The 17,774-nt window shown below is 37.2% G+C and carries 18 protein-coding genes; 5 read left to right on the top strand and 13 right to left on the bottom strand.

Annotated features, from left to right (window positions below; translation table 11 throughout):
- Window positions 1-68 precede the first annotated feature (68 nt).
- The 3 genes from ABW51_RS02345 to ABW51_RS02335 are packed head-to-tail and all read left to right on the top strand — an operon-like array spanning window position 69 to window position 1,530.
- The gene (locus ABW51_RS02345) at window positions 69-743 is read left to right on the top strand and encodes an ABC transporter ATP-binding protein (protein WP_005636775.1); all 675 of its coding nucleotides are present in this window, start codon (window positions 69-71) and stop codon (window positions 741-743) included.
- A complete protein-coding gene (locus tag ABW51_RS02340; protein WP_053465400.1) occupies window positions 730-1,212 on the top strand; it encodes a TlpA family protein disulfide reductase in 483 nt (160 codons plus the stop codon). Before ABW51_RS02345 ends, ABW51_RS02340 begins: the two co-directional genes overlap by 14 nt.
- A gap of 3 nt (window positions 1,213-1,215) precedes the next feature.
- Complete coding sequence (locus tag ABW51_RS02335; RefSeq protein WP_053465399.1) at window positions 1,216-1,530, top strand: c-type cytochrome; 315 nt, start codon at window positions 1,216-1,218, stop codon at window positions 1,528-1,530.
- A 37-nt stretch (window positions 1,531-1,567) separates the two neighbouring features.
- On the opposite strand, the gene ABW51_RS02330 is transcribed toward ABW51_RS02335, so the two are convergent.
- Genes ABW51_RS02330 through lsgA form a run of 7 tightly spaced genes read right to left on the bottom strand, consistent with a single transcriptional unit; the run spans window position 1,568 to window position 8,346 of the window.
- Entirely contained in the window at window positions 1,568-2,662 is a 1,095-nt protein-coding gene (locus tag ABW51_RS02330; RefSeq protein WP_053465398.1) for a lytic murein transglycosylase, read from the bottom strand.
- Between the two features lie 8 nt (window positions 2,663-2,670).
- On the bottom strand, window positions 2,671-3,474 hold the full coding sequence (gene lsgF / locus ABW51_RS02325) for a lipooligosaccharide biosynthesis galactosyltransferase LsgF (RefSeq protein WP_053465397.1): 804 nt from the start codon (window positions 3,472-3,474) through the stop codon (window positions 2,671-2,673).
- A gap of 14 nt (window positions 3,475-3,488) precedes the next feature.
- Window positions 3,489-4,370, bottom strand: a complete 882-nt coding sequence (gene lsgE, locus ABW51_RS02320) for a lipooligosaccharide biosynthesis N-acetyl-glucosamine transferase LsgE (RefSeq protein ID WP_053465396.1) — start codon at window positions 4,368-4,370, stop codon at window positions 3,489-3,491.
- Window positions 4,371-4,381: 11 nt separating this feature from the next.
- Window positions 4,382-5,155, bottom strand: a complete 774-nt coding sequence (gene lsgD / locus ABW51_RS02315) for a lipooligosaccharide biosynthesis galactosyltransferase LsgD (protein ID WP_053465395.1) — start codon at window positions 5,153-5,155, stop codon at window positions 4,382-4,384.
- Window positions 5,156-5,166: 11 nt separating this feature from the next.
- On the bottom strand, window positions 5,167-6,228 hold the full coding sequence (gene lsgC, locus ABW51_RS02310; protein WP_053465394.1) for a lipooligosaccharide biosynthesis family 4 glycosyltransferase LsgC: 1,062 nt from the start codon (window positions 6,226-6,228) through the stop codon (window positions 5,167-5,169).
- 1 nt (window position 6,229) lies between these two features.
- The gene (gene lsgB / locus ABW51_RS02305) at window positions 6,230-7,144 is read right to left on the bottom strand and encodes a lipooligosaccharide biosynthesis sialyltransferase LsgB (RefSeq protein ID WP_053465393.1); all 915 of its coding nucleotides are present in this window, start codon (window positions 7,142-7,144) and stop codon (window positions 6,230-6,232) included.
- On the bottom strand, window positions 7,141-8,346 hold the full coding sequence (gene lsgA, locus ABW51_RS02300) for a lipooligosaccharide flippase LsgA (protein WP_053465392.1): 1,206 nt from the start codon (window positions 8,344-8,346) through the stop codon (window positions 7,141-7,143). The genes lsgB and lsgA overlap by 4 nt, the downstream gene beginning before the upstream one ends.
- 132 nt (window positions 8,347-8,478) lie before the next feature.
- Between lsgA and ABW51_RS02295 the strand changes: the two genes are divergently transcribed.
- Together ABW51_RS02295 and hypF are read left to right on the top strand one after the other, a co-directional pair.
- Window positions 8,479-9,222 (top strand): YdcF family protein, encoded by a 744-nt coding sequence (locus tag ABW51_RS02295; protein WP_053465391.1) that lies wholly within the window; start codon window positions 8,479-8,481, stop codon window positions 9,220-9,222.
- Window positions 9,223-9,321: 99 nt separating this feature from the next.
- Window positions 9,322-11,592 (top strand): carbamoyltransferase HypF, encoded by a 2,271-nt coding sequence (hypF, locus tag ABW51_RS02290; protein ID WP_053465390.1) that lies wholly within the window; start codon window positions 9,322-9,324, stop codon window positions 11,590-11,592.
- Window positions 11,593-11,680: 88 nt separating this feature from the next.
- On the opposite strand, the gene hycI is transcribed toward hypF, so the two are convergent.
- From hycI to ABW51_RS02260, 6 genes are all read right to left on the bottom strand, one after another.
- Window positions 11,681-12,139 carry a hydrogenase maturation peptidase HycI gene (gene hycI / locus ABW51_RS02285; protein ID WP_053465389.1) on the bottom strand — a complete coding sequence of 153 codons (459 nt, stop codon included), beginning with the start codon at window positions 12,137-12,139 and terminating at the stop codon, window positions 11,681-11,683.
- A complete protein-coding gene (locus tag ABW51_RS02280) occupies window positions 12,132-12,539 on the bottom strand; it encodes a formate hydrogenlyase maturation HycH family protein (protein WP_053465388.1) in 408 nt (135 codons plus the stop codon). The genes hycI and ABW51_RS02280 overlap by 8 nt, the downstream gene beginning before the upstream one ends.
- Before the next feature lie 584 nt (window positions 12,540-13,123).
- Window positions 13,124-13,900: an NADH-quinone oxidoreductase subunit B family protein gene (locus ABW51_RS02275; protein ID WP_005626090.1), complete on the bottom strand. Its 777-nt coding sequence runs from the start codon at window positions 13,898-13,900 to the stop codon at window positions 13,124-13,126.
- A complete protein-coding gene (locus ABW51_RS02270) occupies window positions 13,897-14,472 on the bottom strand; it encodes a formate hydrogenlyase complex iron-sulfur subunit (RefSeq protein WP_005626087.1) in 576 nt (191 codons plus the stop codon). The genes ABW51_RS02275 and ABW51_RS02270 overlap by 4 nt, the downstream gene beginning before the upstream one ends.
- 10 nt (window positions 14,473-14,482) lie before the next feature.
- Window positions 14,483-16,213 carry a hydrogenase large subunit gene (locus ABW51_RS02265; RefSeq protein ID WP_005634689.1) on the bottom strand — a complete coding sequence of 577 codons (1,731 nt, stop codon included), beginning with the start codon at window positions 16,211-16,213 and terminating at the stop codon, window positions 14,483-14,485.
- A 19-nt stretch (window positions 16,214-16,232) separates the two neighbouring features.
- Window positions 16,233-17,771, bottom strand: coding sequence for a hydrogenase 4 subunit F (locus ABW51_RS02260; RefSeq protein WP_053465387.1), 1,539 nt, complete (start codon window positions 17,769-17,771; stop codon window positions 16,233-16,235).
- Window positions 17,772-17,774 lie beyond the last annotated feature (3 nt).

Raw genomic sequence — 17,774 nt, 5'->3', positions numbered from 1 at the left:
CAAAGAGGGGTAGGGGAGATTTGGCAGTCTTAATTCACGAAGAAATTAGATAATAAAAGAGAAAAACCATGACCAACTTTGTAATAGAAACCCAACATTTATATAAACGCTTCGGGCAAGTTACTGCTCTGGAAGACATTAATATTCAAATCAAACAAGGGGAATTTGTTGCCATTATGGGGGCATCAGGCTCCGGTAAAACCACGCTGATGAATATTTTAACGGGCTTAGATACCGCTAGTGAAGGTAAAGTGATTTTGGATGGTGTTGATGCCGCCCAATTAGATGAAGTCGGTCGCCAACGTTTCCGTGCTGAAAAAATTGGCTTGGTATTTCAACAATTCCATTTAATCCCTTATTTGACCGCACTTGAAAACGTGATGCTGGCACAACATTATCACAGCGTGATTGATGAAGCATCTGCCAAAGCTGTCTTGGAACAAGTAGGCTTAGGTCATCGCATTGATCACCGCCCTAGCCAACTTTCAGGCGGTGAGCAACAACGAGTTTGCATTGCGCGTGCGTTAGTGAATCAACCACCCGTTATCTTTGCCGATGAACCAACGGGAAATTTAGATGAGCAAAATGAATCATTGGTTTTAGATTTGCTCACAAAACTTAATCAACAAGGGCGCACTATTGTGATGGTGACGCATAATCCAGAGTTAGGTGAACTCACCGATCGTGTTATTTATTTACATCACGGAAAATTTGTAAAGGAAGAAAATCATGCGAACAAATAAACTATTAAAATTAGTTGCCATAAGTGCGGTTATTTTTGGCGCCGTTTCTTGTAAAGATGAAGTTGCCTCAGTGGGGCAAAAAGCACCTGATATTGCCGCCTATGATCTTCAAGGTAATCCTGCAAATCTTGAGAATTGGAAAGGCACACGCTTACTTATTTTTTGGTCTGAAACTTGCGGACGTTGCATCGCAGAGTTAAAAGAATTTGAAAAACTCGCGGAAGAAAATCCTGGAAAAGTTTCACTTATTGCGATTAATGTGGATAGCGATAAAATGGACACCAAAGCCGTTGTGGCTAAACGTGAACTCCATTTGCCTGTAATTAAAGATCAAATGAAAATTACAGCAGAACGTTATCAACTTATCGGCACGCCAACTTCCTTTGTCATTAGCTCTGAAGGAAATATTCAATCTAAATATGAAGGCAAAATTCCCGAAGACGATTTAACTAAATTATTTAAAGGATAACCCATGAAAAGAATTTACACTACTCTACTCTCTTTAAATTTACTCACCGCCAGCCAACTTGTATTGGCTGATGTGAATATGGAACAAGCTGAAAATTTTTATAAACGAACCTGTGCTACTTGCCATGGAAAATCCGCTGAAAAATCAGCATTGGGACAATCCATAATTATCAATACGCTAAATTCAGAGGAAATTTACACCGCACTTTCCGATCGTAAAAGTGGAAAAATACAAGGTGCAGGTAACATGGTAAAAAGCAGATTGAGTGAAGAAGAGATAAAAATGCTGTCTGAGTTTGTGCCGACATTGAAAAAATAAGTAAACAAAAATACGGTCAATATTGACCGCATTTTTATCACAACCCTACATTATCTTTAATCCGTTCGGCAAACATGCCGATGCTCAACGCAAAATAATTAGATTTATTCCAATCCAAAATAGTACGGAAATTATTTGAAACTAAAAACGCTCTGCCCGCTTCGCGATCAGGGCGAACTAACCAAAGCTGAGCATTTTCAAGTGTACTTAATTTTGCTTGTTCCTGTGGATTTGCGCTTTTTAAAATTAACCCCATCACTTGCCAATCTTTTAAAGAGCGAGCTTTATTGCTTTCTGTACCAGAGTAACTCAAATCAATAGGTTGCGTAAGCATCACCTCTACGCCCCAAGGCAAACTATTATCCCAGCCTACTGTATGCAAATAATTTGCAATAGAAGCAAAAGTATCAAACTGGTTTTTCCAAATATCTTTTACGCCATCATTATTTCCATCAGCCGCATAACGTAAGAAAGTGCTTGGCATAAATTGAGTTTGTCCCATCGCGCCCGCCCACGAGCCTAACATACGTTCACGTTGAATATGATCTTTTTCAAGCATTTTCATGGCTGAGACAAATTCTTGCGTAAATAATTTTTCTCGACGACCTTCAAAAGCCAACGTTGCCACTGCAGAAAGTACATCATATTTGCCTTGATAATGCCCGAAACTACTTTCCATTCCCCATAATGCAAGCAAATACTCCCGCTGAACACCATATTTTTGGCTTGCTTTTTGCAATGGTGCTTGCACTTCCCAATAACGCTCAGCCGCGACATTCACTTTATTTTGAGTTAGCACTCTATTGAGATAATTACTCGTGCCATTCGGATTAGCCACTGGAGGTGAATTACGATCTCTTTTACGAATTTTACCCGCTTGTTCACGATCTAAATCGACTGCCTTTTGCACATAGAGAATATTATTTTGAGCATTCAATACCGATAATGACACACCTTCAGCGGCTGCTTTACCTTTTAAAAATTGAACATAATCATTAAAATTTTCTGGCGTTCTTTGCTTAGTATAACTGGTGCTATTAACCACAGGCTTAATATCAGACGAACTAGAACAGCCGACTAAAAAAAGTGCGGTAGATAATGCAGAAATTTTAAATAACATATTCAATTTCATCGTATTTCCTATTTACGTAAAAAAGTTTGATAAAGGTTTTTCAATAACGAGGTTGGCAATAAACGGGAACCAAAACGCAATGCAAAAGTAAATAATCCAGCTAACAAACCCTGAATACCCAAACGATATTTTAATTTGAACAAACGCCATTCTGCTTTGGCTTGATTGACGCCACGGCGACGACTCACCATGCCATTTCCTACTCGTGCATAAACTAAAATATCTGGCAAATTCGCCACATATAAACCTTGTGCAACAAGTTTGATCCACAAATAATAATCTTCTTGAAGATCTTCATATCCACCACAATTAATGACCGCACTTTTTTGATATGCCACCGTCATGTGATTAAACGGACAACGTTTTTGCGTGAATTTGATAATTTCTTGAGCTGACGTTGGCACATTACGATATGCCACAATATCATTTACATTTTCACCAAATTCAGCAATTTGCCCGCCAAAAATGATGGTTTCAGGGTGCTGTTCAATAAATGTCACTTGTTTTTCAAAACGATCAGGCACGCAAATATCATCCGTATCCATACGGAAAACCCAGTCATAAGCACAATGCAATAAACCTTCGTTTAAGGCTTTGCCTAATCCTCGATTTTGCGGCAATTTAACTAATTTTAGTGGCAGTTTTGTTTCAAACTCCGTCACAACAGATTCTAATTCTGGCGTTACTGCGCCATCAAAAACCAATACAATTTCATCTGCTTGACGAGTTTGTACAACAAGACTTTCAAAACACTCCCGCAAGAATTGAGGATTTTCCTTAATATATAAGGACATAAGGACTGAAAATTTCATTTTATTTTATTTTCCTACATAAACCGTTTTAAATTAATGGCTAATTTTGGCGAAATTAAAATAACCAACGTAATAATGAATTGTTTAATGCTTTTTGTTTTCTTAAAAATATCAAAATAATATTTTGCCGCTTTACGCGATAACTTCATAATATGGGGATAAGCCAAAATATAGCTTGCGTTAATCTCAAAATTACGAGCTTGTTCAGTTGTTTTCACATAATGCTCGCAAATATAATCAATCGCTTTTTGCGTGTTGGTAGTATCCGTAGACACACTTGAACGTTTAGTATAGAAAGTACAATAAGTCAGTGGCTCATTAATTTTATAAGGTTTAAAACTCGCCTCTTGTAGCAGTTTTAACAAGAAATCATAGTCTTCCAAAGAACGAAGTGCGGTGGATAATCCACCTATTTTTAGAAACATCTCTTTTTTAATTGCAACCATTGGCATGCCACCAATCTTATTGGCTAACAAAATACGTTCTGTCGAGATTTCTTGGGGTTCAATCGGTTGAGTCACATAAGTAAACCCTTCATTGACCATTTCACACTTAGCTGGATGATAAATAAAATTAATATTCGGATTTTGCTCAATCACTTTTAGTACTTTCTCACATTTTTCCGGCATAAAACGATCATCATCATCGAGAAACAGCAACCAATCGCCATTTGATGCACGCGCTCCAATATTGCGACTTTCTGCTGCACCCTGATTTATTTCATTACGAATCACTGTAACTGGAAAAGAATAGCTTTGCTCAACGACTACTCTCTCTTTGGAGTAATCATCCACAATAATTACTTCAAAATTAGTCGATGTTTGTTGAGTTAAACCTTCTAATAAAGCTGGCACTTCTGCTTTTCGATTATAAGAAGGCACAATAATGCTTAACATAATTCCTTCCTTTAATTAGCCAAATTTTTCTTAATCGCAAAGATTTTTTTCAATGGATATTTCATTAATTTTTTAAACAAATTATTGGATAAAGATCCACGAATACTTTCTAAATTGCTTATCAATACAGGATTTTCAATGACCATGAGAGGGCGAACCACTTTATTTCTTATATTAAAATCCTGTTCAAAGAGTAAAAAATCATCCGCTAACCAAAATGGTTTGTTTTGAGAAATTTGCTGAATAAATCTTCTTGCAGCTGATTTTTTAATAAGATAGCCCACCGTGCCAGCAAAATAACTTTTATAAGGGAACGCGTAATTTACATTGCCTATTTTTTTGCATAAAAAAGAAAAGGTTGTCGGATAATTAATTTCTAAGTCAAAATCATTGAAATCATTAATTTTTGACTGCCCAACCAATATAATTTCAGACTCAAGTTTTTCTGATAAAAGTGCGGTTAAATTTTGCTGAAAATCTGAGTGGAATAAAGCGTCATCTTCACAGACTAACGCATAGCTATCTTCATCGATGTCATTGTCTTCAACAATTTTTTGGTACACAGAAAGATGGCTTAATGTACAGCCGATTTCGCCCTTAGTGACATTACGGCCATAATGTGCTTTAAATTGTTCAATATTAAAAATAGAGGCTAATTCATCCCAATCTTTTTGCATGGTATTAATGGCAGAAAAAATTTGGAAATCCTCAGTGTTTTTTTGAGAAAAAAATAATTCCCGACGCTGAATATCTTTATCTAAAGAGATCAAATATTTTTTTAACATAAAATTATTCCTTATAAAATCGCTTTCCATTCTTCAATAATTTTCTCAATGCCATAATCTTCACTCATTAAACGAGATTTATCTGACATTTGCTGATAAAGTTCAGGATTATTCATTAATAAATCTAAACTGTTAACCATTTCTTCAATATTATTTTTTTCACAAAGAAAACCATTTTCTTTATGTTCCACTAATTGCTTTACGCCCGGAGAACAATTAAAGGCAACAATAGGTAAACTAAATGCCATCGCTTCAATAACGACTAAAGGCAAGCCTTCTGTTTGTGAAGGTAAACAATAAATTGAACTGCTTTCATAATAAAAAGCGACATCATTGGTACGAGGAATAAAATTAACTGAATCTTCAATACCCAATTCTTTAGCAAGATTTTTTAAATTCTCTTCTTCCTCACCAGATCCCACTATTTTTAAATTCCAATCAGGGTGATTTTTTGCTAAAACTTGCCAGGCTTTTAATAAATAATCAAAACCTTTATAAGAAAATAAATGCCCTACAGATAAAATAGTTTTATTTTCCCATTTTGCTAATTTATTCTTTGGCAAAAGCGTATTTGGATTAGCAATACTGATTATATTGTTCGTTTTAAATTTTTCTTGCCACAGCGTTTTTTCTGACTCGGTTAATGTGACGACTTTATCACATCTTGTTGAAGCTAAATATTTACCGAGTGTACGAACTAGACGATTGCCAGTAAAATTAAAAGAATAATGTTCCCATAAAATATGCTTTACATGTAAATTGACCAACGCCAAAGCAGAAAAAAGCATAATTGCACCATCAACCACAATTAAGGTATCTAGCTGTAATTCTTTAACCAATTCTCTTAATTTTTTTGTGATAGAAAAATAATCTTTTTTCAATGAATAGGGCAATTTATTCATTGCGTAAATATTAATTTTTTCATCGACTTGGAAAAAAGGCTTGTTACCGCCAATGCTAATAAAAGAAACATTATATCCCTGTTTAGCAAGAGCATTAGCAACATTAATGGAAACTCGCTCCGTTCCACCCGCACTTTCGATATTCATAATAAAGAAACCAATTTTTTTCATCTTAAATTTCCTTATAAATCGTTAATCCAAGGTCTGGAAATGAATCGTAACAGAATTGCCATCTTGGAATACTCGTTCTAATAAAACGAATTTCTACATTAGGATGACTTAATAAATTAAACGCAACAGAACTGAAGAATGTGTAAATAATCACCTTTTTATTCGCTAAATGTTTAAATACGTAATCTTCAAAAATTAATTCAGATTCAAGATAATTTACCCCATCTACTCGATAATCTTCTGCTGGATGAGGGAAATAATAGTCAAAAGGAATCTGATCTTTTAATCTTTTTATTAATGAGATATTTTCCTCTTTTGTATTTAACAATGGTTGCCCAATAAAAAATGAGACTTCGCCATCTATATCACAATCTACTTTATTATCCCATAGGGAAATAGATTCAATATTGGGAACAATATTTCTGTAATTAGGATAAACCGTATAATGTTTTTTTATTTTTTTAAATAATTTATCCACACTATATTTATCGCCAATAAAGGCTTTAATCAGTTTATATTTAAATGTGTCAGGCTCTCTCAATAAATTAGGATGTGGGAAAATATTATCTGAGCCATCATCAAAAGTATAAAGCTCTTTAAATGAAACATGACTAAGATAAGTTTGTAGCCATAATGAATTAAGATTGGCAAGAAAAACCTTATCAAAACCTTTGTGCGTAATTTTATTCTTAAGCTGGCGCATTAACTTGAGAGAATCGAAACCTTTTAGATCTTTTCCCGTATCAATGTTCATCGAATCACTACAAACCTCCGCTAATTTACTCGCGTACAAGGTTCTTTTTTTATCCCATACACCACCAAACATGACGCCAAAGAATTGCTCGTTAGGATGTAATTCAATTATTTTTCTCGCAATTAAGACTTGCAATGGTGTGCAACAAAGAATGAGATTCATAGGGTTTTACTCACTTTAGATGTCATAAAATAAAGAATAGGAATAATGGAAAGCGAACCAATAATTCCAGCATAAGGGATATATTTAATTTCTGTAAAAGTTAAAGCCACAAGGCTCGCTACATAAATGATTGTAGATAAAACCGAACATTGGGAAATAAGTTTATTTTTTCCATAATAGAAAAGATAATTAACTAAAATCAAATAAGGAATACTTAATGTGGTCGAAATTAAAAATAAAATAAAATAATATTTCGTTCCCACAAATTGACTACCTAAAATCCAAACTAGCACATCTTCAGGAATAATCCACATGACTAAAGCAGGAATAGGTATCAGCAAAAAGGAAAATAGCGCCCATTTATGTAGCTGTTGAATTACTAATTTTTTTTGTTTTAAGGCTTCATAAAAATAGGGAATGATCGCTTTATTAAGTGCTTGAATAGCAATAGAAAAGATTAAAGCGAGTTGAGAGCCCATGGCATAAAGCCCTAAATCTGTTTCACTGAATTTATGATAAATAAAAATACGGTCTAACTGCCCTTTTAAGAAAAAGCTCGCATGATGCAAAATGAGTGGTAATCCAAATCCTAAAATATAAAATAATGCAGATTGATAATGTTTAAATTGATATTTCTTGGATTTTGCATTCTTGCTGTAAAGAAAATAAGAAAAAAACCAAACGACTAAATTACTCAATAAAATGGCCAAAATTCTTTTTTCAACAAGATTATTTTGATAATACTCAAGCAATGCGACGGTAAATACGGCACCAGTAACAGTAAGTGAAAATTGAATAAAAGCATAAGACCAAGCCTTTTTCTGGCATTGTCTTACACTTAACTGAACATTTAAGAAAGATTGGAAAATTGAGGAAAGTGCAGCGTAAAATAATATTTCAGACTGAGCAATCCAACAACCCATTAAAATAATACTGCCAATTATCGTGGTATAAGCATAGCCGGTATTTACCACTAAATTTAATGAACGTTTTCCGTAAAAATAAAAATAACGGGAAATTGCGCCCTCTTGAGTCAAAGAAACTACAATTAAAAATAAACTTAAAAAAGTTTGATAATAAGAAAGTGAGCCATACCCCTCTACGCCCAATTTACGTGATAAATAAGGCAAAAGTAAAAAAGGAACTAACTTTGACGATAATTCCCCAACAAGGTAAATGACACTGTCTTTAAAAACTTTCATAAATATCACCGCACTTTTGATGAATTTAGGCGTTTGTTTATCAAAAATAAGAGGCTTATTTTAACAAAATCAACATAGACAAGCTATGACTAATCATTATAATGAAACCGCTCTATATCAAGGATCTTATCTATGTTGGAACTAGGAAAACTTCTTACCGCACTTATCGCACCACCTTTCAATACCTTTGTATTACTTATTATTGCAGCGATTCTTTATCGTGTTCATTTCAAAAAATTAACCAAATTTATTGCGCTTATTAGTTTCACTTGGCTTTATATCATAAGCACACCTTTTACTGGTTTATTGCTAACAGATAATGACGATTCTCCAGCCCTTACCCTAGATGACTATAAACAAGCTCAAGCCATCGTCATATTAGGCGGTGGATCTTACCCAACCAAAGAGCTTTATGCAGAAACGGCTTCTGGCGCACCGCAACTAGAACGTTTACGTTATGCGGCATTTTTACAAAAAGAAACGGGCTTACCTGTTTTAACCACCGGCTATTCTTTGATAGGTATTTCTGAAGGCGACTTAATGGCAAAAGAACTTAACCAATTCTTTAATGTGCCAACGCAATGGATCGAAAATAAAGCCCGTAATACAGAAGAAAATGCCAGTTTCACTAAAACTATTTTAGTGAAAGATCATATTCAAAAAATTATTCTAGTAACAAATCAATGGCATATGAAACGAGCCAAATATCTTTTTGAAAAACAAGGATTTGATGTACTCCCTGCTGCAGCGGCAAGCTATGGTAGCAAAGGAAATCTATCTGCAACATCTTTTATTCCTGACTTAGGTGCGTTAAATAGCAATATGGTTTTATTAAAAGAGTGGATTGGTTATTGGAAAGCCCATTACGCACAATAATTTGTTTATAAAAACGAATCTTCTTTGATGAAAATCACAGCTTGCACATATATTTTCGGTTACCATAAAAACCACTCAATTTGATGTAGAGAACAAGTTATGAACGGAATCGAATTACGCATTAAAGGCAAAGTGCAAGGTGTGGGATTTCGCCCTTTTGTGTGGTTGTTAGCAAATGAATATGGCCTAAAGGGCGATGTAAATAATGATGGGCAAGGGGTATTAATTCGATTTGTAAATCCAGAAAAAGAAGCACTCACACATTTTTTAAAAGATTTACAGGAAAAACTACCGCCTTTAGCTTTAATCACAGATATTCAACAATGTGAAAAACACTGGGAAAATCTACCGCACTTTGCTGAATTTGTAATCCGAGAAAGCGAAAACAATGCAATGGACACGCAAATTGTACCTGATGCTGCCACTTGTCCCGCTTGCGTAGAAGATTTATTCAATCCTGAAAATCGTCGCTATCACTACCCTTTCACCAATTGCACCCATTGCGGGCCTCGTTTTACGATTATCAAAAAGATTCCTTATGATCGTAAAAATACATCGATGTCGGATTTTCCTTTCTGCCCAGATTGTGAACATGAATATAAAAATCCAGCGGATCGTCGATTTCATGCCCAACCTAATGCCTGCCCAGTTTGCGGCCCGCATATTTGGTTACAAGATACCGAACGTCAACTTGCAACACATCAAACAGCCTTAAAACAAACCGCACTTTTGCTAAAAGAAGGGAAAATTTTGGCAATCAAAGGGATCGGCGGTTTTCATTTGGCTTGTGATGCACAAAATTTCGATGCAGTTCAAGTACTGCGAGATCGTAAACATCGTCCAAGCAAACCTCTTGCCGTAATGGTGCCAAGTTTAGATTTTTTACACAATTTAACAGAAACCGAAATCAAACTACTCACTAGCACTGCAGCACCAATCGTTTTGTTACAAAAAAATAAGGTGTCCAATCTCGCAGAAAATATCGCACCAAATTTAAATGAAATTGGGGTGATGTTACCGAGTAATCCATTGCAACATTTACTCTTACGTGAAATCAATCAACCGCTCGTCATGACATCTGCCAATCCTAGTGGTGAGCCACCTGTTTTAGATAACGAAAGTGCGGTGAAAAAATTGAGTTATTTAGCAGATTTCTATCTTTGCCATAATCGCGATATTTTGCAACGCGCTGATGATAGCTTAGTGAGAGCCTCTTTTGATGGTGTGGAAACGCTACGCCGAGCGCGTGGCTACGTTCCTGACGAAATGCTATTAGAAATAGAAAATACGAAAAATATCTTAGCGTTGGGTTCTGATCTTAAAAATACATTTTGCCTACTAAAACAAAATAAAGCCGTTGTTAGCCAACATATTGGTGATACAGGCAATGAGCTTGTGCAGCAACAATTAGAAAATAATATCGACTTATTTTGCCAAATTTATCAATTCAAACCGGATTTAATCGCGGTGGATGCACACTCAGGTTATTTTTCATCAAAAACGGGTAAAAACCTCGCACAAAAATTATCGGTACCTTATGTGGAAGTGTTACATCATCACTCACATATTGCTGCTGTGTTAGCAGAACATCATTGTGATGAAAAAGTGATTGGTCTTGTCTTAGATGGTATTGGAATGGGAGCTAACGGGCAACTTTGGGGCGGTGAATGTTTATTAGTGGATGGAGAACAATCTCAACATTTAGGTGGATTGCCCGCCGTTGCTTTGCCCGGTGGCGATCTTGCAGCCACTCAACCTTGGCGTAATTGGCTTGCTCATCTTCAAAAATTTGTACCAAATTGGCGTGATATTGCGGCTAAAACTTGTTCTGAATTACCTTGGGAACCTCTTTCCAATGCCATTGAACGTAATCTTAATTCCCCCCTTATTTCATCGGCTGGGCGATTATTTGATGCCGTGGCTTATGGGTTAGGTATTGTGGGTGACAAACTTTCTTGGGAGGGGGAGGCTGCTTGTTATTTAGAAGCACTAGCCACAAAATCTGACTTTATCAAAGATGAAAAAAGTGCGGTCAAAATTCAGGTTAAAATGCCAATCAAAAATAATCAATTGGATTTAGCCACATTTTGGCAAAGTTGGCTGGCTTACAATGATTCAAAAGAAAACAAAGCATTTATTTTCCATTATACGCTGGCAAAAGGTTTTGCTGAATTAGCTCGTCAGCAAGCCAAACGCCATAATTGCAAAACCATTGTACTTTCAGGCGGTGTAATGCATAACCAATTATTACGTCGTTTATTAAAACAAGCGCTTTCAGAATTTAATGTGTTAAGTGCACATCAATATCCAATGGGAGATGGCGGATTAAGTCTAGGGCAAGCGATGATCGCATCAAGATTGTCTGGCTAATGCCAAATTCATTTAAGCAAATGTTGCTTATTAACATATAAAAAAACGATCGCAAGTTAAGCGATCGTTTTTTTATGAATGAAGACAATTACAATTGAGTAATTTCGCCTAAATCGCCCCCATCCTTCAAAAATCCATAGAAAAATTCTACCGCACTTTTTACAGCTTCACTCATCGGAAAACCAAAGGAAACAAGATCGGGCTGGATACCAATAAAAGTAACCTCAGGAATATCTTCCTCTAATTGCTCGATTAAAAAATTAAGTGGCAAATTATGCGTGCTGACGAAGAACATTTCTGCAATGAGTTCTTTATCAATAATACGAATTTTACCAACAGGCAATTCCATTTCTGTTGCATCAAAGATAATTAAACGCTTTGGTTTCATGGCACGGATCTGATGCACAAGATTTTCCGGTGCTGAACCACCATCAAGTGCGGTCCAATTTGGCAACGGATTTTCACTACAAAGCTGAGCAAGATAAGGGCCTGCGCCATCATCACCCATCATTGTGTTACCAACAGTTAGGATTACATTTTCATTCATCACGACGTTTCACCATAATATACATCACAGGTTCACGCTGGATAGAAGCAAGCGTGTCCATTAAAATATCGGCCCATTTTTGATGTTCAGGCGAAAAATTGGCTCTATTTTCATCAAGTGCCTTAGCCAATAAATTCACATGACTTGAATCAATCACTATTTCACCAAATTTCATTAAACCCGCAAATTTACGTTTTGCATCCCCTTCAGGGAAGGTATCTACAAAACGTTGGTAATCTGCATAATCACAAATTAGCAATTTTTTAAAGCAATCAATTACACCAACATGATGACCAATCGCAAGGGAATAATACATTACTTGCTTCGCTTGCTCTGGAACTTGCTCATCGTTTTCAACAAAACGCTCATTGAGTAAATAGAAAAAAACTTGGGTTGTCATGGTACGTCCTATAAAACTTGTAAAGTAATTTCTTCGCTAATCAATACTGCCAAATCTCCCCTTACCCCTCTTTGCTAAAGAGGGGGATTTTTCTTTAGCAATAAAATCTTTTCTCTCATTTTAATTTTCTGTTCTCCAATGCAGAAAACTAGATTGAAATTGACCGATCTTATTCCCCTATTTGCTAAAGAGGGGATTATTCTTTAGCAAGAAAGTATCTTCTCTCTCATTTTTATTTTCTGTTGTTGATGCAGAAAACTAGATTGAAATCGACCGCTCTTATTCCTCTCTTTGCTAAAGAGAAGATCTTCTTTAGCAAGAAAGTATCTTCTCTCTCATTTTAATTTTCTGTTCTTAATGCAGAAAACTAGATTGAAATTGACTGTTCTTATCCCTCTCTTTGCTAAAGAGAGGATTCTTCTTTAGCAATAAAGTATCTTCTCTCTCATTTTAATTTTCTGTTGTTAATGCAGAAAACTAGATTGAAATTGACCGCTCTTATTCCCCTCTTTAGCAAAGAGGGGTAAGGGGGAGATTTGGCAGAAATCAAAACGGAGCTATTAGTTTATTTAGCAATCGTTAGACTATCCCGAAAACGGCATACTAATTGCATGTAATCGATTTACGATTTCACTCAAACGAGGATCCGCTTCACGTTCCAAAAATTCGCCAAGACGAACACCAAATGGAACCTGATCTTTTTCAGACATCATACTCATAAATTGATTAGCAATGTCCCCACCTTGTCGATAACCCGCCAAACGACGCGCTTCACGTTCTAATTCCACGCGTAAATCTAATGGAATATTTGGGAAACGTAATTTAGCCTCAGCATTAGGATCGGCAATTTCTTGTTTACCTTTGAGTTTTTGATCAAGTAAACCAAGTGCCATTGCAAAACCATAAATAGTCGCAGCTGGAGTTGGAGGACAACCAGGAATATACACATCAATTGGCACAATTTGATCGCTACCGCCCCATACGCAGTACAAGTCATGGAAAATACCGCCACCACAACCGCACGCCCCATAAGAAATACAGATTTTAGGATCAGGTGCAGCTTGATAAGCACGCATTGCAGGTGTACGCATTGCACGAGTTACCGCGCCAGTAAATAATAAAATATCCGCATGGCGAGGTGATGCAACAACCTTAATCCCAAAACGTTCAGCGTCAAAGGTTGGTGTAATGGTACTAAAAATTTCAATTTCACAACCATTACAACCGCCACAGTCAACACGGTAAACATAAGCGGAACGTTGAATATTTTTCAACAAAGTTTGTTTCATTTTCGCAATGTTTTCATCCACACTAAATGGCGTTGAAATACCATTCACGGGCATTGGGATTTGTGTGTTCATCTTGCAATCTCCCTAACGTGATCAAATAACGCCAATTTCACGCGCATATTGGATTCCATATCGGCGGTTTTTTCCAAACTGTTTTGGCGTTTACAGGTTGGGCAAGTGTTGAGCACCGCTAATTTATGTTTTACTAGTTCATCGTTATCCAACGTTTGTTTGAATAAATCCACCGCATAATTGAGTTCTTTATGAGAAACGAAAGGTTGGCCACATTGATGACAAATCGTTGTAGTGAAGGTTGTTTCTTGATAAAGATCCTGTTTATTGCTGACTGATAATTCAAAATCTTGGCTTAAACGAATGGCTTTGGTCGGGCAAACTTCTTCACAACGGCCACAGAAAATGCAGCGGCCTAAAAATAATGACCAAGTACGTTCGCCTGTTTCTGGATCGGTACGCATGGTAAGCGCATTAGCTGGACATGCCATTGTACAGGCTGCACAAACAATACATTGATCAGAGTTCAGTTCTGGTTTACCACGGAAATCAGGATCAACTTCATAGGGTTTAAACGGATATTTAGTGGTAACATCCCCCGCATTTAATACGGTTTTAAGTAATTTAAACATTGTGCGCCCCCTATTTTAATGGTGAATTTTTACGTTCAATGCCGTAGCGTTCGATTTCTTTGTAAGAAACCGTTTGTGCTTTGCGTTTACGTACATCCACCACAGTCACACGGTCAGTACAAGAATAGCAAGGGTCAAGGCTACCAATGATAAGTGGCGCATCTGATACCGTATTGCCACGCAACATATAACGTAAAGTTGGCCAGTTTGCATAAGTCGCTGCACGACAACGCCAGCGATATAATTTTTGGTTATCACCAAGCATTGACCAGTGAATATCTTCACCACGCGGCGCTTCCGTGATACCTAAGGCAAAACGTCCTGGGGTGTAATTGAAACCTTCAGTGATAATCGCACCAGTTGGCAAGTTATCCACCATATAATCAATGATATTCATGGATTCAAACACTTCATTTACCCGCACTTTCACACGAGAAATGACATCGCCACCTTGTTCGGTGAACATATTGAATGGTACATCGCCATAGCCAGAGAAGGGGTGAATTTTACGCACATCACGTGCGAAGCCGGAACCTCGAATCATCGGTCCGACTGGGCTGAAATCACGCGCAACTTGACGATCAAGCACTCCTACGCCCACAGTACGTTGTTCCATATTTGGCGTATTGAGTAAAATATCTACCAAAGTTTTAAGCTCTTCACGCATTTCTGCAATAAGCTTAATGCATTGTTCACGTTGGTGTTTCAACATATCACGGCGTACACCACCGATTAAGTTGATACCATAGGTTTTACGCGCACCAGTAAGCACCTCCGCAAGTGTCATCGATTTTTCACGAACACGGAAGAATTGCATAAAGCCTGTATCAAAACCAGTAAAGTGGCTAGATAAACCTAAGTTCAATAAATGACTGTGCAAGCGTTCAACTTCCAACAAAATTGCACGAATCCATTGTGCACGTTCAGGAATTTGAATACCTAACGCATTTTCGACTGAGTTAGCATAAGCAACGCTATGGGTAAAACCACAGATACCACACACACGGTCAGCCAAAAAATTGACCTGATCGTAATCCATTCGGGTTTCTGCCAATTTTTCCATACCACGGTGTACATAGAATAAGCGGTAGTCCGCATCAATAATATCTTCCCCATCGACAAACAAGCGGAAGTGTCCCGGTTCATCAGATGTAATATGGAGAGGGCCGATAGGCACAATGCGCGCTTCGCCTTTTTCGTTAATAAACTCATATGTTTCCGTTGCCGTAGTTGGATCTGGACGCAAACGGTAATCCATAGAATCTTTACGTAATGGGTAAAGATCATCTGGCCAGTCATCTGGTAACACTAAACGACGTTGATCAGGAAGACCGACGGCTTTTAAACCGTACATATCAAATAATTCACGTTCGCCCCACACCGCAGCTTTGACTTTCGGTGTCACGGAAGGAAATTCCAGTGTGACAGGATCCACGAGTGCTTTAATCGTCACAAAAGTTTTGACGACACCTTCCATAGAAAGCACGTAATAAACGGCATAATGACCATGAATTGAACGTTCATCGTTACCAAAAACTAATGGCAACCAGCCTTCATGTTGATAGTAAAGATATTCCACCACATCAGGTAACATATTCGTTTTCACTGTTAAAGTTACTTGATTCGGTGTAGACCACTCCTCATCTAAAATGGTATTCGGAAATTTTGCATTAACGGCTTCAATATAATTTTTGCCGAGCATTTTTACCGGATCGACCGATGTATTTTTAGTTAATTCCATTTTTTCCCCCAGTTGTCGATCATTTCGCTAAACTTTGCCAAGGTAAAACTAGCATATCGCCAAAGGACACATGTTCAGATCCAAGCACAATTCCTACCGCACTTTTTAGTAACTGCAAGATTGGCTCTGCAATATGGATACCCATTACAAACATTAACAACAATATTATGGCCATTGCCGCCAAAGAGACTTTACTGACTTCGCCTGCTTCAACATTGTCAGGTTGTTTACCAAGCACTGTTTTTAATAGCATTAAGGCAAGTCCTGCAAGCACGATGGTAAGTAAAATTAAGCATAAAACAACTAACCAAGTTTTACCCGCTGTAATCCCTGCGACCACAACACTAAATTCACTCACAAATACGTTAAATGGAGGGATACCGCCCAATGCCAACGCACCACCTGAGAAAAGCACTGCACTCACTGGTGCAACACGCCATAATCCACGCACTTGATTCATATCACGGGTTTTATATTTCAATAGAATATTACCCGATGCACAGAATAATAAGGTTTTCGCAAGACTGTGGTTGATGGTGTGAAGTAAACCTGCAAATACCCCAATTGGGCCACCAAGACCAAAAGCGAAGCTGATTAAGCCCATATTTTCGATACTTGAGTAAGCAAGCATACGTTTAATATCAAATTGCACGATGATAAATAACGCCGCCACAAGCACTGAAAGTAAACCGAAGATCAACATTAAAGTTTGTGGAAATTCTGCACCAACTGCTTTTGAAACTAATGTGTAGTAACGCAACACCACAAGCATTGCACAGTTTAATAACACCGCTGATAAAATTGCACTCACTGGGCTTGGTGCTTCACTGTGTGCGTCTGATAACCAAGTATGCATTGGAAATAGACCGCACTTCGTGCCAAAACCAATCAATACGAAAGCGAATGCGATATACATCAACATTGGGTTTAAACCAGTGGCTTGTTGATTCACGGCTGACCAGAAAATCGCTTGGCTTGGATCGGCAAGGACACCATTTGCATTCGCAAAGGTTAAAAGTGTGCCGTATAAACCAAAGGCTACGCCCACAGAACAGATGATGATGTATTTCCACGCGGCTTCAAGGGATGTTTTTTGTTTGTAAGTACCGACCAAAAACGCAGAGCTTAATGTTGTCGCCTCAATTGCAACCCACATTAAAATCAAGTTATTGGTGATAACTGACACAATCATCGTAAAGAAGAATAAGTGTAAGAAACCGTGGTAATGTGCATAGGTTTTAAAATCAATATGCCCTTCTTCCAATTCTGTGTTCATATAACCGATGGAATACACACCAGCAAGTGAACCCACGACAGCAATTAAGCCTAAGAAAATGGCAGAAAGACTATCAACATACACCCAGTTGTTAAATGCACTGATACTGCCTTTTTCCAACACGCCAGAAATGACTTGTACGGAAAAGAACAACATCAAAATTAACCCGGTAATATGGAATGCGGTACAAACTGTCCGATTTTTTGTTCCGCGTAGTGCAAAGCTTTCAAAAGCGATGACTAAAGGTGCGACTAATAACGCAATTATCCATTGTTCATACATAGC

Origin of the sequence: Haemophilus sp. C1 (assembly GCF_001276515.1) — a bacterium.
GTDB lineage: Bacteria > Pseudomonadota > Gammaproteobacteria > Enterobacterales > Pasteurellaceae > Haemophilus.
This window is presented reverse-complemented; position numbering and strand designations above follow the sequence as displayed.

Excerpts from the sequence above, each read along its gene's own strand:
- ABW51_RS02345 (WP_005636775.1), top strand. The coding sequence starts at position 69 with ATGACCAACTTTGTAATAGAAACCCAACATTTATATAAACGCTTCGGG.
- ABW51_RS02340 (WP_053465400.1), top strand. The coding sequence starts at position 730 with ATGCGAACAAATAAACTATTAAAATTAGTTGCCATAAGTGCGGTTATT.
- ABW51_RS02335 (WP_053465399.1), top strand. The coding sequence starts at position 1,216 with ATGAAAAGAATTTACACTACTCTACTCTCTTTAAATTTACTCACCGCC.
- ABW51_RS02330 (WP_053465398.1), bottom strand. The coding sequence starts at position 2,662 with ATGAAATTGAATATGTTATTTAAAATTTCTGCATTATCTACCGCACTT.
- lsgF (WP_053465397.1), bottom strand. The coding sequence starts at position 3,474 with ATGAAATTTTCAGTCCTTATGTCCTTATATATTAAGGAAAATCCTCAA.
- lsgE (WP_053465396.1), bottom strand. The coding sequence starts at position 4,370 with ATGTTAAGCATTATTGTGCCTTCTTATAATCGAAAAGCAGAAGTGCCA.
- lsgD (WP_053465395.1), bottom strand. The coding sequence starts at position 5,155 with ATGTTAAAAAAATATTTGATCTCTTTAGATAAAGATATTCAGCGTCGG.
- lsgC (WP_053465394.1), bottom strand. The coding sequence starts at position 6,228 with ATGAAAAAAATTGGTTTCTTTATTATGAATATCGAAAGTGCGGGTGGA.
- lsgB (WP_053465393.1), bottom strand. The coding sequence starts at position 7,144 with ATGAATCTCATTCTTTGTTGCACACCATTGCAAGTCTTAATTGCGAGA.
- lsgA (WP_053465392.1), bottom strand. The coding sequence starts at position 8,346 with ATGAAAGTTTTTAAAGACAGTGTCATTTACCTTGTTGGGGAATTATCG.
- ABW51_RS02295 (WP_053465391.1), top strand. The coding sequence starts at position 8,479 with ATGTTGGAACTAGGAAAACTTCTTACCGCACTTATCGCACCACCTTTC.
- hypF (WP_053465390.1), top strand. The coding sequence starts at position 9,322 with ATGAACGGAATCGAATTACGCATTAAAGGCAAAGTGCAAGGTGTGGGA.
- hycI (WP_053465389.1), bottom strand. The coding sequence starts at position 12,139 with ATGAATGAAAATGTAATCCTAACTGTTGGTAACACAATGATGGGTGAT.
- ABW51_RS02280 (WP_053465388.1), bottom strand. The coding sequence starts at position 12,539 with ATGACAACCCAAGTTTTTTTCTATTTACTCAATGAGCGTTTTGTTGAA.
- ABW51_RS02275 (WP_005626090.1), bottom strand. The coding sequence starts at position 13,900 with ATGAACACACAAATCCCAATGCCCGTGAATGGTATTTCAACGCCATTT.
- ABW51_RS02270 (WP_005626087.1), bottom strand. The coding sequence starts at position 14,472 with ATGTTTAAATTACTTAAAACCGTATTAAATGCGGGGGATGTTACCACT.
- ABW51_RS02265 (WP_005634689.1), bottom strand. The coding sequence starts at position 16,213 with ATGGAATTAACTAAAAATACATCGGTCGATCCGGTAAAAATGCTCGGC.
- ABW51_RS02260 (WP_053465387.1), bottom strand. The coding sequence starts at position 17,771 with ATGTATGAACAATGGATAATTGCGTTATTAGTCGCACCTTTAGTCATC.